11 protein-coding genes are annotated in these 25,732 nt (G+C 46.4%); 7 read left to right on the forward strand and 4 right to left on the reverse strand.

Annotated features, from left to right (window positions below):
• Positions 1–186: 186 nt before the first annotated feature.
• Together nadB and ICN39_RS09505 are read left to right on the forward strand one after the other, a co-directional pair.
• Positions 187–1,845: an L-aspartate oxidase gene (gene nadB, locus ICN39_RS09500; protein ID WP_216233797.1), complete on the forward strand. Its 1,659-nt coding sequence runs from the start codon at positions 187–189 to the stop codon at positions 1,843–1,845.
• Between the two features lie 62 nt (positions 1,846–1,907).
• Entirely contained in the window at positions 1,908–3,287 is a 1,380-nt protein-coding gene (locus ICN39_RS09505; protein ID WP_216233798.1) for a TAXI family TRAP transporter solute-binding subunit, read from the forward strand.
• 34 nt (positions 3,288–3,321) lie between these two features.
• Here ICN39_RS09505 and ICN39_RS09510 read toward each other — a convergent pair whose 3' ends face one another.
• The gene (locus tag ICN39_RS09510; RefSeq protein ID WP_076024164.1) at positions 3,322–3,516 is read right to left on the reverse strand and encodes a DNA-binding protein; all 195 of its coding nucleotides are present in this window, start codon (positions 3,514–3,516) and stop codon (positions 3,322–3,324) included.
• 171 nt (positions 3,517–3,687) lie between these two features.
• On the opposite strand from ICN39_RS09510, the gene ICN39_RS09515 reads away from it, so the two are divergent.
• Together ICN39_RS09515 and ICN39_RS09520 are read left to right on the forward strand one after the other, a co-directional pair.
• Positions 3,688–4,065: a type II toxin-antitoxin system RelE/ParE family toxin gene (locus ICN39_RS09515; RefSeq protein WP_216233799.1), complete on the forward strand. Its 378-nt coding sequence runs from the start codon at positions 3,688–3,690 to the stop codon at positions 4,063–4,065.
• Entirely contained in the window at positions 4,058–4,396 is a 339-nt protein-coding gene (locus tag ICN39_RS09520) for a DNA-binding transcriptional regulator (RefSeq protein WP_076024163.1), read from the forward strand. The genes ICN39_RS09515 and ICN39_RS09520 overlap by 8 nt, the downstream gene beginning before the upstream one ends.
• Positions 4,397–4,404: 8 nt before the next feature.
• Here ICN39_RS09520 and nadC read toward each other — a convergent pair whose 3' ends face one another.
• Together nadC and nadA are read right to left on the reverse strand one after the other, a co-directional pair.
• Complete coding sequence (nadC, locus tag ICN39_RS09525; protein WP_216233800.1) at positions 4,405–5,259, reverse strand: carboxylating nicotinate-nucleotide diphosphorylase; 855 nt, start codon at positions 5,257–5,259, stop codon at positions 4,405–4,407.
• A 15-nt stretch (positions 5,260–5,274) separates the two neighbouring features.
• Positions 5,275–6,390, reverse strand: coding sequence for a quinolinate synthase NadA (gene nadA, locus ICN39_RS09530; RefSeq protein ID WP_216233801.1), 1,116 nt, complete (start codon positions 6,388–6,390; stop codon positions 5,275–5,277).
• A gap of 289 nt (positions 6,391–6,679) precedes the next feature.
• Here nadA and ICN39_RS09535 point away from each other — a divergent pair, with 289 nt between their 5' ends.
• Positions 6,680–8,398 carry a ShlB/FhaC/HecB family hemolysin secretion/activation protein gene (locus ICN39_RS09535; RefSeq protein ID WP_216233802.1) on the forward strand — a complete coding sequence of 573 codons (1,719 nt, stop codon included), beginning with the start codon at positions 6,680–6,682 and terminating at the stop codon, positions 8,396–8,398.
• Here ICN39_RS09535 and ICN39_RS09540 read toward each other — a convergent pair.
• Positions 8,391–8,726, reverse strand: coding sequence for a hypothetical protein (locus ICN39_RS09540; protein ID WP_216233803.1), 336 nt, complete (start codon positions 8,724–8,726; stop codon positions 8,391–8,393). The genes ICN39_RS09535 and ICN39_RS09540 overlap by 8 nt on opposite strands.
• 34 nt (positions 8,727–8,760) lie before the next feature.
• On the opposite strand from ICN39_RS09540, the gene ICN39_RS09545 reads away from it, so the two are divergent.
• On the forward strand, positions 8,761–9,006 hold the full coding sequence (locus ICN39_RS09545) for a hypothetical protein (protein WP_216233804.1): 246 nt from the start codon (positions 8,761–8,763) through the stop codon (positions 9,004–9,006).
• A gap of 50 nt (positions 9,007–9,056) precedes the next feature.
• Positions 9,057–25,732 (forward strand): YDG domain-containing protein (locus tag ICN39_RS09550; RefSeq protein ID WP_216233805.1); only part of this gene is annotated, 16,676 nt, incomplete at its 3' end.

Below are 25,732 nucleotides of genomic sequence, written 5' to 3' on the forward strand. Positions count from 1 at the left end.
GCGGTAAATCCTTCTTTACCTGACAGATAGTGATGAATGACTTCTAGCTTAAAGTCTTTGCTGTATTTGGACATGAGACTGACCCTTTTGAGTTGGATTGGATGTCCAACTTTTGTGGGTCAGTTCACAAGGAGCCTTTTTGTATTTAGAACAGGGAAGTTAATTGCCCTTTAGAATGAACCCTCTATGGCAAGTTCTAAACCCACCCAAAACACCACTGCAAACGCTGAGCTTCCCGTCCTGATTATTGGGGCTGGATTAGCTGGACTGACTGTCGCCTTACATATGGCCGAATCTCAGCCGGTCATTCTGATGGCTAAGCGGGGCTTAGGTGAGGCTGCTACAGCATGGGCCCAGGGCGGCATTGTTGGCGTTGTCGACAAAGAGCACGACAGTATTGATTCTCATGTGGCTGATACCTTGGATGCAGGTGCAGGACTTGTAGTGGAATCTACTGCACGCTATATCGCCGAAGAAAGCGCTGATGCGATTCGTTGGTTGGTAGAGCAGGGCGTTCCTTTCACAACCGATGAAGCTGGCCCAATGGGTTTGCATTTAACGCGTGAGGGTGGCCATAGCCATCGTCGCATCGCTCATGCCGCTGATGCTACCGGCAAAGCAATTCATGAAGTACTGCTAGATAAGGCTAAAGCGCATAAAAATATTCAGATCTTGGAGCATTGGATCGCACTTGATCTCATTACCAATCGTCAGCTCAATGCTAAGACTCAACGTACTAAGCCCAATCGTTGTTACGGTGTTTATGCGCTCGATATTAAAAATAATCGCGTAGAAACTATCGAGGCAAAGTCAGTGGTATTGGCTACAGGTGGCGTTGGAAAGGTTTATCGCTACACCAGCAATCCAGACACCGCTACTGGCGATGGCATCGCCATGGCCTGGCGTGCAGGTTGCCGCGTAGGCAATATGGAATTTATTCAATTTCATCCGACATGTTTGTATCACCCGAGCGATCGCACCTTCCTGATTACAGAAGCGATGCGAGGAGAGGGTGGTTTACTAAAGCTGCCTGATGGCACACGCTTTATGCCTGAGCACGATGAGCGCCATGAGTTAGCGCCGCGCGATATCGTTGCCCGCGCCATTGACTTTGAAATGAAGAAGCATGGCTTGGATTATGTTCATCTAGATGCCACACATTTAGGCGAGGCATTTATTAAAGAACATTTCCCGATGATCTATGCGCGTTGCATGAGCCTTGGTTTAGATATCACTAAAGAGCCTATTCCCGTAGTGCCTGCTGCGCATTACACCTGTGGTGGTGTAGTGACAGACCTCAAAGGGCGCACTGACTTGTCAGGTCTTTATGCAGTTGGCGAAGCAACCTATACCGGCCTACATGGAGCTAATCGTTTGGCTAGTAACTCCTTATTAGAGTGCGTCGTCATTGGTAAGGCGGCGGCAGAGGATATATCCAATCTCAAGACTCCAGTGATGCCTGCGCTCCCTTTATGGGATGAGAGTCAGGTTGAGGATGCTGATGAGCAAGTGGTGATTGCCCATAACTGGGATGAGCTGCGTTCTTTGATGTGGAATTACGTAGGCATCGTCAGAACCAATCGACGCTTGGAGCGAGCTCTACATCGCATCAAGCTTCTGCGTTACGAAGTGCAAGAGTACTACGCTAACTTTAAGGTGACACGTGATCTGATTGAACTCAGAAACCTATTGGAGTGTGCAGAGCTGATCGTACGCTCAGCCTTAATGCGCAGGGAAAGCCGTGGCCTTCATTACAGCCGAGACTACCCCGGTACATGGGCCGTTTCTTATCCAACCATCCTGACCCCTCAAGCAGAGGGTGCTGAGAGTGATGCATCCTCATAGACCTTCAAGACTATAAAGCCTCATTTTTGGTGATAAGCTAAGCAAATATCACGAGGAATGACATGGCCAGTTTTAAAGAAGAAGTCAGCGAACATATCTCTGCTGTTTATCAAACGGCAGCAGATGAAATCAAGAATTGGTTTAGTGCTTTAAGAGAAGTCTGGCCACTTGTTTTCCTATTAATTCTTGCCTTGTCTATCCTGGTTTGGTATGCAAAGCCTGCGCCACCGAACAAAGTATTAATGGCAACTGGTACCGGCGGTTCCTACAAAGTCTTGGGTGAAAAATATAAGACCTATTTTGAGAAAAAGGGAATTAAGCTCGAACTGGTAGAGACACATGGCTCAAAAGAAAATCTACAGCATTTAATTGATCGCAAGGATCCAATCCAAGCGGCCCTTGTTCAGGGTGGAATGATTGCAGTAGACAATCTCTCTGGTGTGGAATCCCTTGGTAGTGTTGACTATGAGCCAGTTTGGATGTTTTACCGAAAGAATGCCTTCAATGAAAGCATTCATGTATCTGATAGAGATATTGCCAAACTCAAAATAAATATTGGCCCGGTGGGGAGTGGAACGCGCACTCAGGCGTTGAATATTTTTAAACTCAATGGCTTGAATGGCGACGCTCCTAATTTACTCGGACTTGGTAATGCTGAAGGTGTTGATGCCTTAGTGCGTGGCGAAATCGATGCCGTTATTTTGGTGGATGGTTTTGATTCACCAAATGTGCAAAAGCTAATTAGAAATCCTGATATTAAATTGACTTCGTTTACGCGCGCAGATGCCTATACACGGTTATTGCCTTATTTTGAGGAGGTGACTGCGCCCATGGGCGGCTTTGATCTTGGGAAAAACATACCCGATCACCCCATACAGTTGATTTCGACTACAACCAATCTTTTGATTGATAACCGCCTCCACCCAGCAATCCAAGTTTTATTCCTCGAGGCTGCCCGAGAAATTAACGGTAACAAATCCTATTTTTCTAAAGCGGGAGAATTTCCGGCCTATATGAATACTGAAGCGCCATTGAGTGATGAGGCAAAGTTCTTCTATGAAAAAGGCACTCCGACATTAATGAAGTATTTGCCATTTTGGCTCGCCGAGTTCTTGGAGCGCATGTTCTTCCTTCTGCTTCCCTTTGCTGCTTTTGCTTATCCGATTATTAAGTCAATTCCAACATATAGAACCAACCTGGCTAAGAAGCAAATTAACTCCATTTATAAAGAGTTGGATAAATTTGAGCAGAACACAATTCAAACCTTTGACCCTAATCGTCGCAGTGAATATATTGAGGTACTCAATGAGATGGAGCGCAGAATACTTAGATCAAAAGCAGCAAAGCTAGCCACTGCTGAATGCTATAGCCTGCGAAGCAATATTGAATTTATTCGTAATGCCCTGGAGAAGCAGATCATTTACAAGGGTAGGGAAGGGTAATTTAGTGCGCTTGCTCGTAAGCGTAGTTAATGTATTAAATCCCAGGACGCCCTGGCCCATTGGGTTCCAGGGTTGCGTCTTGGGCTCTAGCTATATCGTCCAATGCTCTTGCTATAAATTCAACATCTCCATTTGATTCCTCAATGCATGCTTGAAGATAGAGGGCCATCTCCTGGGGTGTGCGCAAATGTTCTGCCACATCATAGGGGCTTGTAGTTTTGTTTTTCATCTTCCCTCTTGCGTTGTAGATACCAGGCTTCTCACATGACGCGCATAGCTTGTGTGATTTAACTCTATAGATTTGCACGGAATTCTTCTATAAAAGCCGGCTACTTGCAACCCTAATTCATTGTCGGATACAATGTTATAGCACTGAGTGCTATACATTAAAATATCGACTATGAAAATAGTCTTAAAAACAAAAACATTCGATCGTTGGGCAAGAAAAATTATTGGAGCTATAGAACTTTGTAATGCTGCTAGAGAGATTGAGCGAGGAGTTTATGAGGCTGACTTAGGTGGTGGGGTATGTAAAAAGAGAATCCCACTTCCAGGTCAGGGCAAAAGTGGGGGCATTCGCACTATTGTTGCCAAGAAAAACAAGGAAGCAATTATTTTTATCGTTGGCAGGGAAAAGAGTTATCCCGGCTCTGACTTTAGTAATGTAGAGCAAGAGGCGGCAACGATTATTGCTAAGTCATTTGAAAGGGCAGATAGAAATAGATTGCGGGTACTAGTTAGGGCTGGGATATTGAAGGAGCTAAATTGCAATGAGTAAAAAATTAAAATCTGAAGATAGAAGGGTGCTTGACGAGCTATTGGAAATGGCGCAGGCATTGGAGGAGCACGGTCTTTTAACTAAGCATGATTATGCAAAAATGAAGACCCTTTGCTTAGAAAAGCCACCTTTATTTACGCCTAAAAAAGTGACGGATATACGCATTCATCAAGCAAGAATGAGTCAATCCATTTTTGCCTCACTACTAAATGTAAGCGTCTCTACAGTTCAAAAATGGGAGTCGACAGGTTCTGGAAAACACCCTAGCGGTGCCGCTGCCAAGCTACTTCAGCTGATTGAAACTAAGGGTATTCAAGTGCTATTGGTATAGCCAAATTGCTACAAAATGCGCATTGAGAAATCAACCGCATTCACATCTTTGGTCAGCTTACCAAGAGAGATGCGGTCAACACCAGTACTCGCAATGGCGCGCATTTGATCTAGGTTGATACCACCAGAGGCTTCCAGCAAAGCACGTCCAGCGGTAATGGCAACAGCTTGCTTCATTTGATCGGTATTGAAGTTATCGATCAAGATGCTTTTAGCGCCAGCAGCTAAAGCCTCTTCAAGTTCAGCAAAGTTTTCTACTTCAATCTGAATATCCACTCCAGCATTCAGTGCTTGAGCATTCTTTAAGGCTGCCGTAACACTACCAGCTGCAGCAATATGATTCTCTTTAATCAGGATGCCGTGCCAGAGTGCTAATCGTTGATTTTTCCCGCCGCCAACGAGCACTGCATACTTCTGAGCCTGACGTAATCCCGGAACGGTTTTACGTGTATCCAATACCGCGCAGCCCTTAGGATTCGGGCTAGCACCTGCAATTGCATCAACGTGCTGACGTGTAATGCTAGCCGTCCAAGAAAGTGTTTGCAAGAAGTTAATACAGGTACGTTCAGCAGAGAGTAGGGCTTGTGAGTCAGCTTCAATATCGCAAACCTTGGTATCTGGCTTCATGAGATCGCCCTCCATGTAATGCCATGTGACTTTCGCATTGGGATCGAGCTTCTTGAGCGTTCCTTCAAACCAATCCACGCCACATAGAACGGCCTCTTGGCGAACGATTAACTGCGCATGAACAGGTTTGCTAGGAACGAGCTTGGCCGTCCAATCGCCAGTGCCAATATCCTCCATCAGTGCATCATGAATATTACGTTGGCGAGCTTGTTCTAGGGTTTCGTTGTATTCAAACATATATAAATATAAAGATTAAGCGGCGCCAATATTTTTTACAAAGCCATGCTGCGCTTTAGCTAAAAGGTCAGGATGGTTTTTAGTGAAGTCGAGCATGCGCTCTATACAACCCAATGCTTGAACACGAATTGGTTCTTCGATGAAGATTTCACCAGATTCGTTTTCTAGGCAATTCAAAATTCCTTGTAAGCCATTCATGGCCATCCAAGGGCAGTGTGCACAACTCTTGCACGTTGCACTATTGCCAGCAGTTGGCGCTTCAATCAGCTTCTTATTGGGGGCTAGCTGACGCATGCGATGCAAGATGCCGTTATCAGTAGCAACAATGTACTCAGTAGCAGCGCCTTCAACCACAGCCTTAATCATGGCGGAGGTAGAGCCCACAACGTCTGCAAGGTCAACGACTGCTTGCGGTGACTCTGGGTGAACCAAGATCATCGCGTTAGGGTGAGCGGCTTTGAGCATTTCTAATTCAACCGCTTTAAATTCATCGTGAACAATGCAAGCACCATTCCATAGCAACATATCTGCGCCAGTTTGCTCCTGTATGTAACGACCCAAATGACGATCTGGTGCCCATAGGATTTTTTTACCTTCAACCTTGAGTTGATGCACGATCGCTAGAGCACAAGAGCTTGTTACCATCCAATCAGCCTGAGCCTTCACCGCAGCGCTAGTATTTGCATAGACAACGACAACGCGATCAGGATGCGCCGCTCTAAATACTGCAAAGTCTGTAGCATCGCAACCAAGATCAAGTGAGCAGGTTGCATCGAGGTCGGGCATGAACACGCGTTTTTCAGGGCTAAGTATTTTTGCAGATTCACCCATAAAGCGAACGCCAGCAACAATCAGATTTTTTGCTGAATGGTTCTTACCAAAGCGTGCCATCTCTAATGAGTCGGCTACGTATCCACCGGTCTCTAATGCCAAGTCCTGAATGTCGCCGTCCACATAGTAGTGGGCGACTAAAGCAGCATCTTTCTCAATCAGTAATTCTTTGATGCGGCCAATAACGGCAGCCTTTTCAGAGCCATGAAGCTGAGGAGGTGTTTTGGCCCAAGCTTGGGCAGTGCAGGTGGCCCCAGCAGCATTTTGCTGGGGATAATCAAAGGCAATAGGTGAGCTCATAAGCAATTTTAGCGTGCATAAAGAATTGGCAAATATATTCAAAATGTCGCGTTTTTGCGGAAATTTGCACCAATGGGTCGGCCATTCTTCCCGCTCTCATCAGCCTGGAAATGAGGCCAAAAAAGTTCTAAAAATAGCTCCTTTTTGGAGACTTTTTCCTGCCTAATCATTAAGCAGCCACAAAAACTATATAAATCAATGAGTTATAACGTTATCAGGGCGCTATTTTTGACGGTCAGATAGCCCTTGAAAGTGTCAAAAATGGCGTTTTTGCGGTAAAATCACGCGCATGCATGTACGCGCGCGAACACAAGGGCAAATATTCTTTGCCCTTTCCTTTGGATTTATCCTTTTCTGCACCCTTTTGGGGGGCTCAATTGCCACCGCCCAAACCTCCGCTGGTCAGTTATTGCAGCAAAACCGTGAACTCGAACCTTCAGCACCACTACTTCCAGATGCAACACGCAATGTTGTTCCGTTAGAGGTGAAACCAAGTGCTCCACCTCCAGGGCAAATGACTTTTGTCGTAAAGCGTTTTGAATTTACCGGAAATACCAAAGTTTCCACTGCTGATTTGGATCGTTTGGCAAAAGACTTAGTTAACACTCCGATCACGTTTGATGATCTTACACAGCTAACAAATGCTATTACTCAGTATTACCGCGAGCGTGGATGGCTAGTTCGCGCAGTACTGCCAAAGCAAGACATCACGGCTGGTGTAGTGCGTATTCAATTGATTGAGGCGAAGTTGGGAGGCATTACGATCGATAACCATTCCACTCGAGTAAGTAATGAGCGTGTAGAGGATTGGATTTATTCACGTATTCCCCGTTCTGCAGATTTGTCTCTTGATCAGCTAGATTTTGCTTTGCTGACTTTGAACGACTTGCCTGATATTTCAGTGACCAGTAGCTTACAAAGTGGTACGCAAGCCGGCGACACGATTTTGGTGTTAACTGTGAACGATAAGCCGCTCTTTAACGGTCAAGTCAGTGTTGATAACTTTGGCGACGCCAACAGCGGCAAGATTCGTACATCGGTCTTAGCAAATGCTAATGGCCCATTGGGTATCGGGGATCAGTTTTCTGCCTATGCCATGTATTCGGAAGGAAATAGTTATGGTCGTGTAAGTTATACCGCGCCGGTTGGAAGTAGCGGCTTGCGCATGGGTGTCAATGGCAGCACGATGGCTTACCGCGTATTGAACCAAAGCTTTAACAGCTTGTATGCAAATGGTATTGCCAATACCGGTGGTGTTGAAGCAAGCATGCCGCTCATTCGCTCTCGTCCCACGAACTTAATCACCACGTTCAACTGGAACTACAGTGAATTCAAGAACTGGACCATTGCCGGTGTGAACCGTGACCAAACCTACACAACCAGTGTGGCGCAATTGGGGCTTAACGGTAATCGTTTGGATGATATTTGGGGCGGAGGTATCAACACTGGCTTATTAAACGTATCTGGTGGCGATATCTCTCGAAACATCAATGGGCCTTATAGCTCTACTTATGGGGTAGCAGGTAGCTTTTCAAAAGCGCGTTACGCCCTTACTCGTTTGCAAACGGTAACTGATGAGATGTCTGCATACGTTTCTATTTCGGGTCAGTTGGCGAGCAAGAATATGGATAGCTCTGAGCAACTCTACTTAGGCGGCCCATTGAATGTGCGCGCCTACGGTTCAGGTCAAGGTGCTGCAAGTCAAGGAAACTTAACTACTGTTGAGCTTCGCCATGACCTACCTTATCAAACTCAAGTCGCTGGTTTTTATGACATCGGCAATGTCCAGACCTGGAAATTTAATCCCGCCATCAATCAAGTTAATAACAATTACGTGCTGCAAGGTGCTGGTGTCAGCTTGGCATGGCTTGGTCCATACAACCTCAACGTGAAGGGCGCATTTGCCATGCGAACCGGCGGTCTAACGCCAAGCGTCACCAACTACCTCACACAAAACGGGGGCATTAGCTCTCATCGATTCTGGATTACAGCAACTCTGCCTATATGAAAACTAAAGCAAAGACCGTCACCTCTAAAGCGCGCAGTGCAGCAAAACCTGCCGCTAAGGTTATTAAGAAGCCTGCGGCCAAAGCAGCAAGCAAACCGGTAGCAAGGTCTGCGACAAAAACTGCAGTGAAGAACGCCGTGAAATCTTCCATCAAACCTGCTACTAAGCCAATTGCAAAATCAGCACCGAAATCAACTTTGAAAACTCCACAAAAAACAATGACAAAAACAGCACCTAAGGCATCAGCCAAGGTAACAACAAAAACTATGCCAAAAACAACATCAAAGCCAACAACAAAAACCGTATTAGGGCAGCCTACAGTTTCCACGGCGCCTTTACAGGCAATTAACGAAGGAGCGCAAATGACGCAATCCAATCAAGCCGCAGAAGATGCAGGTGCAAGTCAGCCGATTACAGGCCGCGGCGTATTTGCTGTACGCACCCTTGGAGAGGCTGTTTCTGTTGAGGCCGCATTCTTGGCTGAAGACGGTAATGTATTGCGCTTGCCAGCTGTGTTCCCTAATCGTGAATATGCCATTGAGCAGATTGATGAATTACGTGCGCTAGTTAATCGTCATTTTGATGAGCTAGATCAAGGTGGCGTTTAGTCATTTCGACAACCTCAAGATATTGCATAGCTAATAATTAATTTCAGCGAATGAATAGTTCACTCAACCGCATGTTCAAGGTGATCTGGAGTAAAGCCCAGGGCGCTTGGGTAGCCGTGAGTGAAATCGTACGCGCGCACGGTAAAGAGCAGTCGCTGACTCGTATTACTCGTCATTTTGCTGTTGTAGCTGTGATGTCAGGTGGCGCTGCTATTGCTGCACCACCGGCACCAAACCAATTGCCAACTGATGGGCAAATTGCGGCCGGTGTGGCATCCATGATGACCAACGGCAACAAGATGACGGTGACACAGACATCGAATCGTGCCGCCATTAATTGGAATACCTTTGATATTGGTTCTCAAGCCACTGTCAATTTCGTGCAGCCAAGTGCTAACTCTGTTGCTCTGAATCGCGTTAACTCACCAAATCCAAGTCAAATCTTCGGTAACCTGAACGCGAATGGCCAGGTCTATCTACTCAACTCTGCGGGTGTGTACTTTGCACCGGGTGCTCAAGTAAACGTCGGTGGCATAGTTGCCACAACGCATAGCATGAGTGACGCCGCCTTCATGGCTGGTAGCACTACCTTTGATCGCAATGGTAGTACTGGCAAGGTTATTAACGAAGGCATCATTCAAACGAGCCTGAATGGCTATATCGCCATGCTCGCCCCTGAAGTCCGCAACACCGGGTTGCTCTTAGCGCAATCCGGAACGGTTGTAATGGCAGGTGGCGAAGCCATTACTCTGAACTTTGGATCCTCAAGCAAATTAGAAAGTATCACCGTAACTGCTAGCCAAATTGACGTGCTGGTAGAAAACCGTTACGCAATTAAAGCCCCGAATGGGTTAGTGATTCTGTCAGCGCGCGCAATGAACCAACTTGCTGCTACCGTGATTAACAGCGGCACGATTGAAGCGAAGGGCGTTAGCCAAAAAGGCGGCCGAATTGTTCTGGAAGGCAGCAATGTCACCAATACTGGCACGCTAGATGTCAGCAGCGACACAGAACAGGCTGGCACGATCACGATCAACGGTAAAACCGTGGCCGTATCCGGCAAAGTCATCGCTACTAGCCCAGTACAAGGCGGCACATTAAAAGTACAAGCAACACAAACACTGAACGTGAATGCCAACATTGACGTGAGCAGCTCACAACGTGGCGGACAAGTTCAGATTGCGGGTGCACAAGTTGCAGTCGCAGATGCAAGCATTAATGCGGATGGTGATACACAAGGCGGTGATGTTCAAGTAGTTGCAACGAATGCACAAAGCACAAACCCATTTAGCGATCCATTCAATCCACCATCATTGCCGCTAACAGCAGCATTGACTGGTTTCACCAGCATCAATTCACGCAGCAGAAGAGGGCAGGGCGGTAACGTCACGATCTTGGGTGACTCCATCACGCTTGATGACAACACTGCAATTAATGTTAGTGGCGCAACGGGCGGTGGCAATGTGATTATTGGAGGTGATTGGCAAGGTAGCAACGGTACTTATCAAGCCACCACAACATACATGGGGCAAAACGTCACCATTGATGCGAGTGCAACGGACAACGGTAATGGCGGCAAGGTAGTCATCTGGTCTGATGTAAGGAATACAAACAGCTCAACGAATGTGTATGGCACTATCTTTGCAAGAGGCGGAGCCAATGGCGGAGATGGCGGTCAGATCGAAACATCTGGGCATGCGCTTATCACTGACGGCGTAGTTATTAATGCCGGTGCGACTAATGGAAAGGGTGGTTTATGGTTGCTGGATCCAACAGATGCAACAATCACTCAGGCAATTGCCAATACATACCAGAATGTATTAAATACAGGTACGAGTGTCTACGATCAAGTCACGGGTGACATCGTTTGGAATGATGGCGTAACCCTTACCAAGTCAGCTTGCGGTAGTGCAATTTTATCCTTGCAGGCTACAGCCAATATCACATTAACAAATGCCACTATTACTTCAACATCCGGTGCATTGGGTGTGAGCTTATGGGCCTCAAGCAATACTAGTGCGGGGCATATCTACCTAACTTCTGGGACAAACATCACCACTAATGGTGGCGATATTACTCTTGGTGGCGGCGCTAATTTAGCTACAGGATTTGCAACTGGCACCTCAGCTTTTACTTACGGAATTTGGGTAAACGGCAGTAAGTTAAATTCAGGGGGCGGTAATATCACGTTACGCGGCCAAAGCCCAAACATAAGTTTGGCTACTACTGATGCTGGAATTACTGTAAGTAATAGCGTACTGGATGCAGGCGTCGGCAATATGGCTCTAACGGGCAACGCCTTTGGGTCTGGTAGCGTATGGGTCATCGGAGTAAATATTGGCGGCTCAAATTTCCGGTCTGCCAGTGCTGCGGTAGATGCTATTAGTATTACCGGCGATGCAAGTACTATTAATAATCCTGCCAAATCTATTGGTGTGGAATTAGGTGGAACAATCGAGGCAACAGGATCAGGTGGCATTAATATTTCAGGTGTGGCGAATACATCGCCTTATAGCGCTGCCACTGAAATTAATGGCAATGTTCTCGCTAAATCTGGCAACATCAGCATTAAAGGTCAAAACCTTGTGTCTGGTTCTGTTGCTCTTTGGTTTACAGGTAACTCATCTGTGGGCTCAATGGCGGGCACTAACGTCACCACCTCCTCTAGCAATGTCACGCTAATCGGTGATGCCTTATCTTTTCCGGCAATAACAACAGTTAATACCAGTGGCAGTGTTTCAATACTGTCAAACGCTACTAATTTTTCATCGGGCTTCACAAATACTAATTTAAGTCTTGACGCATCTGTTGGCGGGTTGACTATTGGCAATACTGGAAATACTCAAAATATTACATTTGCAAACGCGGTCAATATTGCTGGGCCAATTACTGTTTATGGAGGTAACGTTGCGCTCAATTCAAGCTTGAGTACGACGGCTAATGGTTCGGCGATTACGATTAACGCAGCAAATAATATTACTACGGCAAATAGTGCGAATACCATTAAAACCAATAATGGAAGCATCACGTTGAATGCTGATAGTGATGCAAATAATTCTGGGCTGTTAAAGCTCGACTATATGACTTATTCAGCGGGCACTGGAAATATTACTTTCCGCGGTGCTACGATGAGTTGGAATACGGCATTAGGCATTACTCCTACAATTACCAATACAACAGGTGCTTTTGTTTTTGAATCTAATAACGGCTCATTTGGGCAAGGTGTAGATGCGGGGTGGTTTACATTCCCGTCCACACTGTCTTCATTCCGTATTGGTAGCACAACAAATACTCAGGATGTCTCGATCAGTACAACAGCATTATCTGTTGCTGGACCAATCAGTATTTATGGTGGAAAAATTAATCTAAATGCCAACCTTACAACTACTGCTTATCAAGCTGGAAATATTACATTGGACGCTCGCGACAGCATCGCAACCAATGCTTCTGGATTAGCTGTAACAACTAACGGAAGTGCAGTTTTATTTTCTGGGGATACGGATAACTCTGGTGCGGGCATGATTGCGCTAGACAGACTAACTGTTAACACTAGTGGCGGTAATATTACGCTGGGTGGAGGGGCGCTAGATGGTAGCGGATATGCAACTGGTGCAAACCTGACCCTAGCTAATGGTATGACTCCCAGCTACAGGGGGGTATGGCTTCATAGCTCGACATTAAATGCTGGTAGCGGAAATATCAGTATTCGTGGAAAAGGTTCCTCTGTCACTCCTACGGTAATATACGGTATTGGGGTAGATATCGTATCTTTTAACGCCTACTCTGGAACTGGTGACGTTATTCAAACTTCAGGCAATGGCACCATTAGCATTGTTGGTATTGGCGGTGTTAATAATGATGCAACTTCGCATGCTGCTGGCATCAATATTTATTCTGACGGGGCCATCCATAGAATTATCACTGCGAATGGCGGCATCACACTTAATGGAACAGCGGGTTCGGGTACTCAACGTATTATTGCTGGCATCAACGGCGATGGCGGCACAATTAATATCACATCAGTTTCTGGAGATGTCGTATTGATGGGTATTGCGAATTCTTCCGGCTATGGAATCGCAAGCTCTGGAACATTCAACATTGGTGGTGATGGTACAACCAACACTACTGGAAACGTTACCTTAATAACAGATCAGATTAATAGCGGTGGAACTTATAGTTTCCGCAATACTGGAAATATAGCTATCAATTCTTGTGGTTCTAGTTTTAGTAACCCATTTAATTGGAACTCTCGCTTCTCCATTATTGGGGCCAAATCTGGTCTAACGATTGGCAACACCACTAATAGCCAAAACGTCACCATTTCTAATGTTGTAAACACCTCTGGCCCCATCTCTGTTTATGGCAACAATATTTATGTAATGGCAAACATTACTGAAAATACCAGTGGCATTGGCTCACTTTTATTGCAAGCAAAAAATTCTATTTCTCTTGGTTGGGATGGTGTCAATACCAGCGTGAATGTCACCATTAGCAATGGTACGGCTGGGGGAAAATTGAATACTATTTTCTGGGCTGACTCCGATGGTAGTGGCATTGGCTCTGTATGGTTAAACAATGGACTACGCAATACCGGATTCAACTCCATTTCTACCGGTGGTGGTGGCGTATGGATCGGTGGTGGTAATGTCACTAGTGCAACAACCTGGACCCCTTACGCTGGGGCTGCAGCAGTAACGGTTGGCTCTGCCAGCGCTAAGCAGGATGACATAGTTGGTTGGTTTGGTGTCGGTATTTTCAATAGCACCATTAGCACGGCAGGCGGCAATGTTTACATGTCAGGCAACGCTGTTACCTCTGGCACATTAAATGAACCACGCTATGGCGCTTATTTTGACAATGGCAGCATTCAGGCTGCCGGCGGCAATATCACAATTAATGGTATTGGTGGTGCCGGTGGTCCAGCCGCTTGCGGCACAAACCACGGTACTTATCTAGGCAATACCAATATTAGTACAACTGGTTCAGGGTACATTACTGTTAATGGAACGGGTGGAACTACTGGCGTCTCCAACTTCGGTGTGTACATATCAAATGCAAGTATCACAGTTCAAAATTCAACCCTTAGTATTAATGGTACCGGTGGAAATAGTGCCGGCATCCAGAATATTGGCGTATTGCTAGATGCAAATACAACCTTAAGCTCTACGCTAGGTGATATCAATATTACGGGAGCCGGCGGAACCAATGCGGGCTCTGGAAGTCAAAATGCCGGCATTTGGTTGAATACCTCAACTGTCAAGTCGACTGTAGGCAATATCACCCTTACCGGTACAAAAGGGGTGGGCACAACTTCATATGGTATTCAGAGTAATCCCAATGCGACTCAAGTGGTAACTATCGGTCAGTATGGGCAGACTGGAAATATCTCTCTCATATCGAATGATATTTTCTTGGATGGTACGGGTACCACTCCAAATACTTATAAGCTTATTGGTAATGGCAGCGTGACTATCGCTCCGCTTGGAACGTCATTCACAACTGCTTTAGATACGTCCTCGATTACTTTCTGTGCAACCGCGAATTCTTCACTGCGTTCAGTGACGCTCGGATCGGCTACTAATAGTGCCAATATTACGGTTGGTAGCTTAGTTAATGTATCGGGTCCGATTGCTGTAACCGGTGGCAATATTACGCTGAATGCTGGATTAATCACTACTAATGCCACAACTGGCAACATTAATTTAACCGGAAATGTCTCCGGTGCTGGCAATATTGCGGTGGCGTCGGGACTTGCGCTCAATGTCAATCAATCGGGTGCTTCAACTTATAGCGGTTGTATTAGTGGCTCGACAGCACAGCTGATTAAAGCTGGCTCAGGCGCTTTAACCTTGTCTGGTGCCAATGCTTATAGTGGCGCAACCAATGTTACTGCTGGCACCCTATTTGTTAGCGGTAGTTTGAGTGATAGCACTGCTGTTAACGTATCCAGTGGCGCGGCATATAACGTCTCCGCATCTGACACGATTGGTTCATTTGCTGGTGTTGGCACAATTAATCTTGGCTCAGGCTATACGCTGACCGCCTTTGGCGACAACTCATCTGCAGTATTTGCAGGTACCATCGCTGGAGCCGGAGGCTTGACTAAGGTTGGTACAGGCATCCTTACTTTGAGCGGCACGGATACCTATACTGGCGGAACAACCGTTAATAATGGCACGCTCCAAGTTGGTAATGCCGGAACGACTGGTAGTTTGGGTGGTGGCAATATTGCAGTTAACAACGCCAACCTCACATTTAATTACAGCGCTGGCAGTTATACGGTTGGTAATGCAACAAGCACTGCTTACATCACATTAAATAACGCTACGGTCAATGTATCTAGTGGCAATGTGACTTTAGCTGGATATAGCTCGACCAGTGGTACATCGTCAGGTGCCTCCACTATGAATACCGCCGTCAATTTGACGGGCGCTAATAATCTATCCGCAGCATCTGGCGCATCGTTGAACTTATTGGGCATTTCAACTGGGACTTACGCTCATTCCATTGCTCTGCAAGCAAATTCAACCCTAAATACAAGTGGCGCAGTTACCTTAACTGCCAATGCTTCTTCGGGTGTCGGTACCCACTGGGCAATGGGTATTTATACAAATACTTCAATTAATACTGCAAGTGGTAGTGCATTACAAATCAACGTTACCCAAACTGCAAATGATTGGGGCGTTATTCAGTATGGCGCCGCGCCAACAACCGCTACTAGCGGTAATGTCACCTTCAATATCAGCGCTCTTAGCGGAGACTTAACTGCCAGCACCGGTGCCGCCACTATAAGTCCGTCGTTTACAAACGCCAATGGAACGTTGACGTTTAACTTTGCAGGTGTCACCGCAACATCCGGTGCATTGTATTTAAATGGCACCGCTGCCATGAATGCTACATCAACAGGCAATATTGTTATTAATGGCTCGGGTAGCTCGAACATTTATTTAGCTGCCGGAGCAAGCTTTGCCACAGGTGCAGGCAACCTCACCATTAACGCGCCTATCAATACCAATGGCAACACGCTAACTTTATCTGGGGGTACCGGCAATGTAACGCTGAACGGCATTATTTCTGGGGCAGGTAATTTAACTCAGAATACCTCAGGCGTTACTGCCTTAACCGCTGCCAACACCTATACCGGTACAACCAATGTGTCAGCGGGTACATTGCTTGTAAATGGTAGCTTGGCTGATGGCAATATTGTCAATATCAGTAGCGGTGCGTCTTATAACGTGTCTTCAACGGATACGATTGGCTCGTTTGTTGGGGCCGGTACGATTAATCTCGGAACAGGTTATACGCTGACCGCCAATGCAATTACCAGTGCTACAACTTATGCTGGGGTTATTGCTGGAGCAGGTAATTTGGTCGTTAATGGCTCATCCACCTTAACTCTAACTGGCACTGATACCTACACGGGTAATACCACTATTAGTGCTGGTACATTGCAGATTGGTAACGGAACAACCGTAGGGTCGATTGCCAACACGAATGCCATCATTAATAACGGCACCTTGGCATATAACCATAGCGATGCTTTAACTCAAAGCCTGGCAATTACTGGTACCGGTAACCTAACATTGGTTACCGGCAATCTCACGCTGACCAACGCCAATAATAGTTATTCTGGTATCACGACCATTACCGCGGGTAATTTAATTCTTGGCGGTGCAGGTGCATTAGGAAACGGCAGTTATGCCGGCAACATAAGTAATGCTGGCACGTTGATATATAACTCTTCTGCTGGACAGATTTTGTCGGGCAATATGAGTGGTGCGGGTAACTTAACCCAAAATAGCTCAAGCACTTTGATCTTGTCAGGATCCAATTCGTATTCTGGTAACACCACCATTAGTACCGGCACATTGCAGATAGGTAATAACGGTTCAACTGGTGCAATTGGTTCTGGAAACATTACCAATAACGCCAACCTGACTTATCTCTTTAATAATGCCACCGCCGTTATGTTGCCCAATACTAAGTACAGTGGCAACGGTAACTTAAGCGTTACTGCTGGGGCCATTGGCTTTACTGGAAATCTGAATTTGGGTTCAGGTGCATTTGTTTATAACGCGACTGCACCAAGCTCTGGTTATGGAACCTTCGCATCCTTAACAAATGCAACATCGATTGTGACTGCTGGAAGTGCCAATCTTTCAGGCTTTATGGGTGGATCGAATGCAAGCACGAATAGCTATACCTTAACAATTGACACTAGCGCTGCTAATGGCACCATCAACTTAAATGGTATTGTGAACGGTGGTGCTGGATTAGCTCCTTACAATATTGAAAACGTTTTATATAAAGCGGGTGCTGGCACGATAAATATCAGCGGCTCGAATATTTATAACGCATGGGATCAGTCTGGTTCTATTGAATTTAGGGCTGCTCAAGTTATTGGTTCTGGATCTTTCTCAAATCTTGATACAACCCATCAAACAAGCTTACTGAAATTTAATGCTTCAGCAAATAGTACTTTCTCAGGAAACTTTGCTAGCGTTGCAAGCTCTACTTATAACCTCAATGTCTCCAGTATTGGTTCTGGTAATTTAACCATGGTTGGTTTGATTTCTGGTGGGGTTAATTTAATTCAGAATGGCACCGGAACCATGATCATTCCGGTATCAGATGCCTATACCGGCAATACCTCAGTTGTAGCAGGTACTTTGCAAATTGGTAATGGCACCACTGTTGGCAGCATCAATTCGAGCTCTAATATTAGTATTAGTAGCGGTGCCAATCTTACCTATAACCACACGGACGACCTAACGATTGGTAACGCAATTTCTGGTGCCGGAAATGTCATCATTAGCCAGGCGAACAACGTTAATATTACTGGTGCAGCATCATATACCGGCAATAGCAGTGTCGCTGGTGGCGCTTTAACCTTCACCAACACCAATGCACCATCCACTCAGGGTTTCACTGGTACCGGTACGATCTTAATTCAGCCAAACGGAACCAGTTTTGGATCCGCTCAAGCTGTTAACTACAGTGTTGCCAATGGATTTACTAGCTTAACCATTGGTAGCGCGACAAATACAGCGAACTTAACTATTGGTAGCGCAAGTAACATTAATGTTTCTGGCCCAATCAGTTTGTATGCAGGAAATATTACGCTTAATAGTAGCCTGATCTCCACTAACTCTGGATCTAAAGTTCTTATCAAGGCAATGGGTAAGATTGCTTCAACTACTGCCAATCTTACGTTCCAAACGAATAATGGAAGCTTAGTTTTCTGGAGTAATGCCAATAGCACTTCTGGCGGCGGAATCAACTTAGAAGGCGCAAGCCCAACTTTCAATACTGCTAATGGCAGCATTACTCAAACTGCGGGTGGCGGCGATATTATTTTCGGTGGCGGCGCGTTGATAGATGCAAGCGGAAACCCGACAGGGGCCGCAGTTGCTTCAAACATGGCAATTTCATTCCAGCCAAGTGCGAGTGCTGCTGATACCGTTATGAAGATGTATTCCGGCGGCGGAAACATTTCCATGAATGCGTCAAGCAATGGTGGCGGCTATACCATCATGTTTGATCGTGCCACGCTCATCAATGCTGGAACTGGTAACGTTAATATCATTGGTGCTGGCTCAGGTAGTGGGACCCGCGGTATTCAATTTAATGCATGGGGTGGCGCTGTTACTAATGGTACCTATATTACCGCCAAAGATATCACTGTTAATGGTTCAAACTCTGGCGGTGGTGATTACGGTGTATTGATAGCCGATAACTTTGTTAACTTTACATCCACTGGTACCGGTAACTTATCGATTATCGGCAGCTCAACAACTGGCTCTGGAATTTATTTAAGTGCCGGACCATTTAATTTTACATCTGCCTCTGGCAATATTTCTTTGCTTGGAAGCGCATCCGGTGGTTATGGCATCTACCTTAGTACAAGCAACATCAGCTCAACGACCGGAAATATTAATATTTCCGGTACATCAAGTAGTAACTGGGCCGCTTACTTTACTGGCGCTGCCAATATTTCAACAACAACTGGCAACATTTCTGCGAGTGGTAACTCTACATCCTACGGTGGATTCTATAGCGGTAACGCCAACTACACGACAACCACCGGTAATGTATCGCTTTATGGCAATGGCTCGCAAGCCTCTTCGGCGGGATTCCAGGCGGCATCAGGCAATATTTCAACAACCTCCGGCATCGTTAACATAACAGGTGTCTCACGCGGCGCTTACCCAGGGCTGTACTACTCCGGCGCTGTGAACATCACTACAACTGGTGGCGGTGACATTCTCTTAACTGGGGTAGGTGGGTCTTCAGGTCAGGGCATTCAGTTAGATGGCGCTGCAAATTTTAATACCTTTGCAGGCACCGGCAACATCACGATGAATGGCTCTTCAACGCCATATCGCGGTATTCATGCTCAAAGTACTTTTAATGCAAAGACCTCTTCGGGCAGCATTAATTTAACCGGAACTTCTGGAGCTGGTTATCAGGGCATTTACCTTGCAGGTGCGAGCAATATTAGTTCCACAACTGGCGCGATTAACATCAGCGGAACATCAAATTCGAGCTATGGCATTAGCATTGAATCATCTAGCTCTCAAATTCTGTCTACTAGTGGGAATGTAACGCTTTTAGGCGCTACCAATACAAGTGTAAATACATACGCTGAGTATTTATCGTTAGCCAATATCTCTTCTGGCGGCATTATTTCATTGACGGCGCAGGGAAGCATTTATTCTGGCGCGAATATCACTTCATCAGGCGCTGGTAATGCTCTAATCCTTAAAGCTACGGGTAGCATTTTTAGTGCGAACGTTTCACGGACTTACCAAGCCAATAATGGTTCATTGGTTTTCTGGTCTAACTCTAATGGAGGTGTGGCTGGCGGTATTGTGATGCAAGATGGCAACATCACATTAAATTCTGCTAATGGCAGCACCGCTCAGACAGGTGGAGGCGGCGCCATTATCGTTGGCGGTGGTGCTGCTACCACAACTGATGCTTCTGGTTTTGTTGTTCCAACTGGCGCAGTCAATAAAAACTCTGATTGGGCAATTGAGTTTGGCGGCGGCACCACTAACGTAGCAATGTATTCTGGTGGTGGAAACATCAGCATTCAAGGTAATACGTCTAGTGGTAATGCGGTTTTATTTGGCCGTAACGCGACGATTAATGCGGGTAACGGCTCCATCAACATTGCGGGTTGTGGAACTGCTGCCGGTATCTATCTGAATACATGGGATGGAGGCGCCTATAGCATTATTGCCAAGGGCGATGTAACAATCACTGGCTCTACATCTGGGTCAGGTGTCAATGACTTTGACTACGCCGGAATTCGGTCTTATTACGACAATACTACTCAGGGCGGCACCATCCGATCTACTGGCGGTAATGTAGCTCTTACCGGTACAGGCCTTCAAGCAGGACTGTATTTTAATAACAATAACAATATCATCTCTGATGTAGGTAATGTAACGCTTACCGGTACAGCAAGCTCTAGCAATCGCGGTATTGTGATGTATGGCAATGTATTAGCTGGTGGAAGCAATATCAATATTGCCACTACTAATAATAATTACATTTATTTGGTTGGAACGGTAGGTCAGTTGGCTGGTAGTAACGTCACTTCAACCAATGCCAATATTACGATTAGTGGCTCGCAGTTATTTAATGGTAATTCACCAACTATTAATACTGGTACTGGAAACGTGACGTTCCGTGCCAACTCATGGGCTTATAACGGAGCCTTGTCGATCGGCACGAACGGTAGCATTGCAATTTTGCCGCTATCAGATACTGCATCATCCGGACAAGATGTATACACATCGTGGTTTAACTTTAGTCCGACAATCAACGGCACTACCTATACGCCCAATAAGCTCACAATCGGTAATACGTATAACACCTACACCACTTACTGGAATTCCAACGTAACTGTTAAGGGTAGTATTTATCTCTATGGTGGTGAAGTTAACATTACCGCGGCCATGATTAGTAACGGCACTGGCGACATTTGGATTCAGGGCAATAACGCGAGTGATAACAACGCCGTTTATATGTCTAGCGCTGGCTCAATTCAAAAAACGGGTGGGGCAACCTCGAATATCACGCTGAGGTCTAATAGCCGTCTTCAACTTAACGGCAATATTTCAGCGACTGGCACATCTGCCAATGTGATCGAGTGGTCTGATTATGGCAATACCAACTATGGCGGCAATAGCGGAACTGGCAACATCACGACCAATGGCGGTATGGTATGGATTGGTGGAAGCTCAACCACAAATGGTTCATTGGTTTGGAACGGTTTAACCGTAGGTGATGGCGGGTCGGCTGGCTCATCGGCTGCCAATAATAATGCTATGGATTTCAATGGCAACATCACCACCAGTGGTGGCGATGTCATGGTCTGGTCTGGTAATGCATCCGTGACCGGTGGATCCATTCTTTCGGTTGCCAGCGGAACAAAGATTGATGCTGGTTCCGGTAATATCACGCTGATTACACCAAAAATCGGTTCGAATGCTTTAACCGTTAACACCTCAGGTACTTTAACCTGGGCTCCAAATGCAGTTGCTGATTGGAGCACGACTGGCACTTGGAATGGAACCGTTACAACCGGTACTTTCACAACAACGAGTGGCACTACTTTTGGTAATTTATCGATTGCTAACGTAAGTTCATTGGCCAATTTGGTAATAGGGCAGTACAGCGGAATGACTTATGCCAACAGTAGCGCATATGCCATAACGAATACCGCGAACTTGGCCTATAACAGTTCAATCACCGGATTTGCAGGCAATCTATCCTTATATGGAGCCAACATTGCGATTAACTCTGCCTTAAGTTCTGTTGCATTAAATCGGGTCCTGTTAAGTGGTAACGCCACTCAGACGGCTGGCTTTATTGCAAGTAATTTATTGGTTCTGAACGGTAACATCAATCTTTCCAATACAAGCAATAACGTCACAATATTTGCAGCAAGTAATGTGACCAACGTAACGTATGTTGATGCCAATGGATTAACAATTGGAACGGTTAGCGGCATTAATGGAGTTAATGTCAGTGGCTTGGTAAATATCAGCACTGTTGCAGGTGATCTTGCATTAACCCAGACGGTTAACACCACCAGCACCAACGGAACTAGTGCAATCATTCTGAATGCTGGATCGGGTATGGCTAACGGAACGGCAACAGGTGGCAATATCACTTTGTCGGGAAGCGGTAATGTCTCATCAGGATCTGGTGGGCGTATTACCTTGTTCACTGGAGGTATTGCGGGTAGTACAGGCCTAACAACGCTGATTGGTAGCGGAAGCGGTAGATTCCGGTACGGTAGTAATGCAACAGTAACTGGTTACAACGCAACATCAGCCGCATTAACTACAGGCACTTATGCTGTATATCGTGAAGCGCCAACCTTAACGATTAGCGCAAGCAATGCAACGATTGTCTATGGAAATAGCACATCTAGTGCGATGAGTTCGATCACTCAAAATGGTGATACATATACACAGATATTTGGTGCGGCTAACGTACCAGTATTGAATATTGCAGGAGCTGGTTACTCTACAGCTGGTTACCTAAAAGCAGGTAATTACACAGCAGGCATTACTGGCATCACTACCAATTCATTGGGTTATGGAACGATCACTTACTCCAATGGAACCATTCAAGTTACCAAGGCAAACCTGACTGTTTCGGGAACTCAAGTAACCGATGCTATGTATAGTAATAGCACTGTAGCGGCATTTACCAACAATGGCACTTTGGGTGGCGTACTTAGTAATGCAACATCTTCCGTAAGCGATGTTGTATCACTAAGTGCAAGTGGTAATTTCAGTAGCAAGAACGTCGGCAGCAACCTAAGTGTGACCTTAAATTCCAGCATTTCTGGTACGGATGCAGCCAATTACAACCTAGTTCAACAAACTGGCGTTACAGGCAATATCACGCCTAAAACTATCACTATTAGTGATGTACAGGTATACAGCGGTAGTAATGGTTTGACCAACGTAACTATTGCAACTGGCGTGGCAGGCGAGACGCTGACGTATAGTGCAGCCACCGCTAATAGCGGTCACGTAGCTGACAATACAAGCAATTACATTAGTGCAATTACTTTGGGTAATCAGTCTGGTGCGACAGCATCGGCCGGTGGGTTAGTAAGTAACTATCAATTGCCTAGCTTGACAGTACGAAGTTCAAGTAATACCGTCAACATCAGCACGGCGAACCTGACCTTAGCCACGACTGGTAATGTCACTAAGACCTACGATGGCACCGCCAATGCTACCGTTAGCCTAGCGAACTTATCGATCACTGGTCTGGTATCAGGTGATAGCTTGACCTTAAGTAATCTGACTACTGCCGCCTTTAATAGCTCGCACGTAGCCAATGCTTCGAATGTGACTGTTGGTAACCTGGCTTTAGCGACGGTATCGGGTAACCGCACCAGCGCTCTGAGTGACTACAACTTACAAACGACGAACCTGACCTGGAATAACGCCACGATCAGTACGGCGAACCTCACCTTAGCCACGACTGGTAATGTCACTAAGACCTACGACGGTACAGCCAATGCTACCGTTAGCTTAGCCAATTTATCGATCACTGGTCTGGTATCAGGTGATAGCTTGACCTTAAGTAATCTGACTACTGCCGCCTTTAATAGTGCGCACGTAGCGAGCGCCGCTAATGTGACGGTCGCTAACTTAGCCTTAGCCACCGTTGCTGGTAACCGCACCAGCGCTCTGAGTGACTACAACTTACAAACGACCAACCTGACCTGGAATAACGCCACGATCAGCACGGCGAACCTGACCTTAGCCACGACTGGTAATGTCACTAAGACCTACGATGGCACCGCCAATGCTACCGTTAGCCTAGCGAACTTATCGATCACTGGTCTGGTATCAGGTGATAGCTTGACCTTAAGTAATCTGACTACTGCCGCCTTTAATAGCTCGCACGTAGCCAATGCTTCGAATGTGACTGTTGGTAACCTGGCTTTAGCGACGGTATCGGGTAACCGCACCAGCGCTCTGAGTGACTACAACTTACAAACGACGAACCTGACCTGGAATAACGCCACGATCAGTACGGCGAACCTCACCTTAGCCACGACTGGTAATGTCACCAAGACCTACGACGGTACAGCCAATGCTACCGTTAGCTTAGCCAATTTATCGATCACTGGTCTGGTATCAGGTGATAGCTTGACCTTAAGTAATCTGACTACTGCCGCCTTTAATAGTGCGCACGTAGCGAGCGCCGCTAATGTGACGGTCGCTAACTTAGCCTTAGCCACCGTTGCTGGTAACCGCACCAGCGCTCTGAGTGACTACAACTTACAAACGACGAACCTGACCTGGAATAGCTCCACGATCAGTGCGGCCAACGTGACCTTGAGCGCCACCGGCAACATCAGCAAGGTCTATGACGGCAGTGCGAACATCAGTATTACTTCAGGCAACTACAGTGTGAGTGGCCTGATCGCTGGCGATACCTTAACGCTCTCGAACTTAAGCGCCGCTTACAACAGTGCTCACGTTGCTAATGCAAGTAATGTGAGCATCAACAACTTATCGTTAGCGAGCATCGCCGGTAATAGCGCCAGCGCGACGACTGACTACAACTTGCAAACTACCAACCTCACTTGGGGTAGTGGCGGTCAAGCGGGTACTAACGCCAATATCACCGCGGCAACCCTAACCTTGGCTGCCGCTGGCAATGTGAGCAGGGCATACGATGGTACGGCTAACGCGACGTTGGCACAGAACAACTACCAAATCACCGGACTAGTCTCGGGTGATACGGCAGCTGCTTTGACCAACACCGGTGCTACTTATAACAGTGCCCACGTGGCTGATGCGACGACTGTGAATACCAGTGGTATTGCGATTGCTAACGTAACTGGCAATCACAGTAGCCGTGCTGGTGATTATGTTCTCAGCACCACCAACCTCACTTGGGGTGGTGGTGGTCAAGCGGGCACTAATGCCAACATCAGCGCCGCGAACCTGACCTTAGCCACGACTGGTAATGTCACCAAGACCTACGACGGTACAGCCAATGCTACCGTTAGCTTAGCCAATTTATCGATCACTGGTCTGGTATCAGGTGATAGCTTGACCTTAAGTAATCTGACTACTGCCGCCTTTAATAGTGCGCACGTAGCGAGCGCCGCTAATGTGACGGTCGCTAACTTAGCCTTAGCCACCGTTGCTGGTAACCGCACCAGCGCTCTGAGTGACTACAACTTACAAACGACGAACCTGACCTGGAATAGCTCCACGATCAGTGCGGCCAACGTGACCTTGAGCGCCACCGGTAATATCAGTAAGGTCTATGACGGCAGCGCCAACATCAGTATTACTTCAGGTAACTACAGTGTGAGTGGTCTGATCGCTGGCGATACCTTAACGCTCTCGAACTTAAGCGCCGCTTACAACAGTGCTCACGTTGCTAATGCAAGTAATGTCAGCATCAACAACTTATCGCTAGCGAGCATCGCCGGTAATAGCGCCAGCGCGACGACTGACTACAACTTGCAAACCAACAACCTCACATGGGGTAGTGGTGGTCAAGCGGGTACTAACGCTAATATCACCGCAGCAACCGTGACCTTGAGCGCCACCGGTAATATCAGTAAGGTCTATGACGGCAGCGCCAACATCAGTATTACTTCAGGTAACTACAGTGTGAGTGGTCTGATCGCTGGCGATACCTTAACGCTCTCGAACTTAAG

Origin of the sequence: Polynucleobacter sp. AP-Reno-20A-A9, from assembly GCF_018882085.1 — a bacterium.
Classification (GTDB): Bacteria; Pseudomonadota; Gammaproteobacteria; order Burkholderiales; family Burkholderiaceae; genus Polynucleobacter.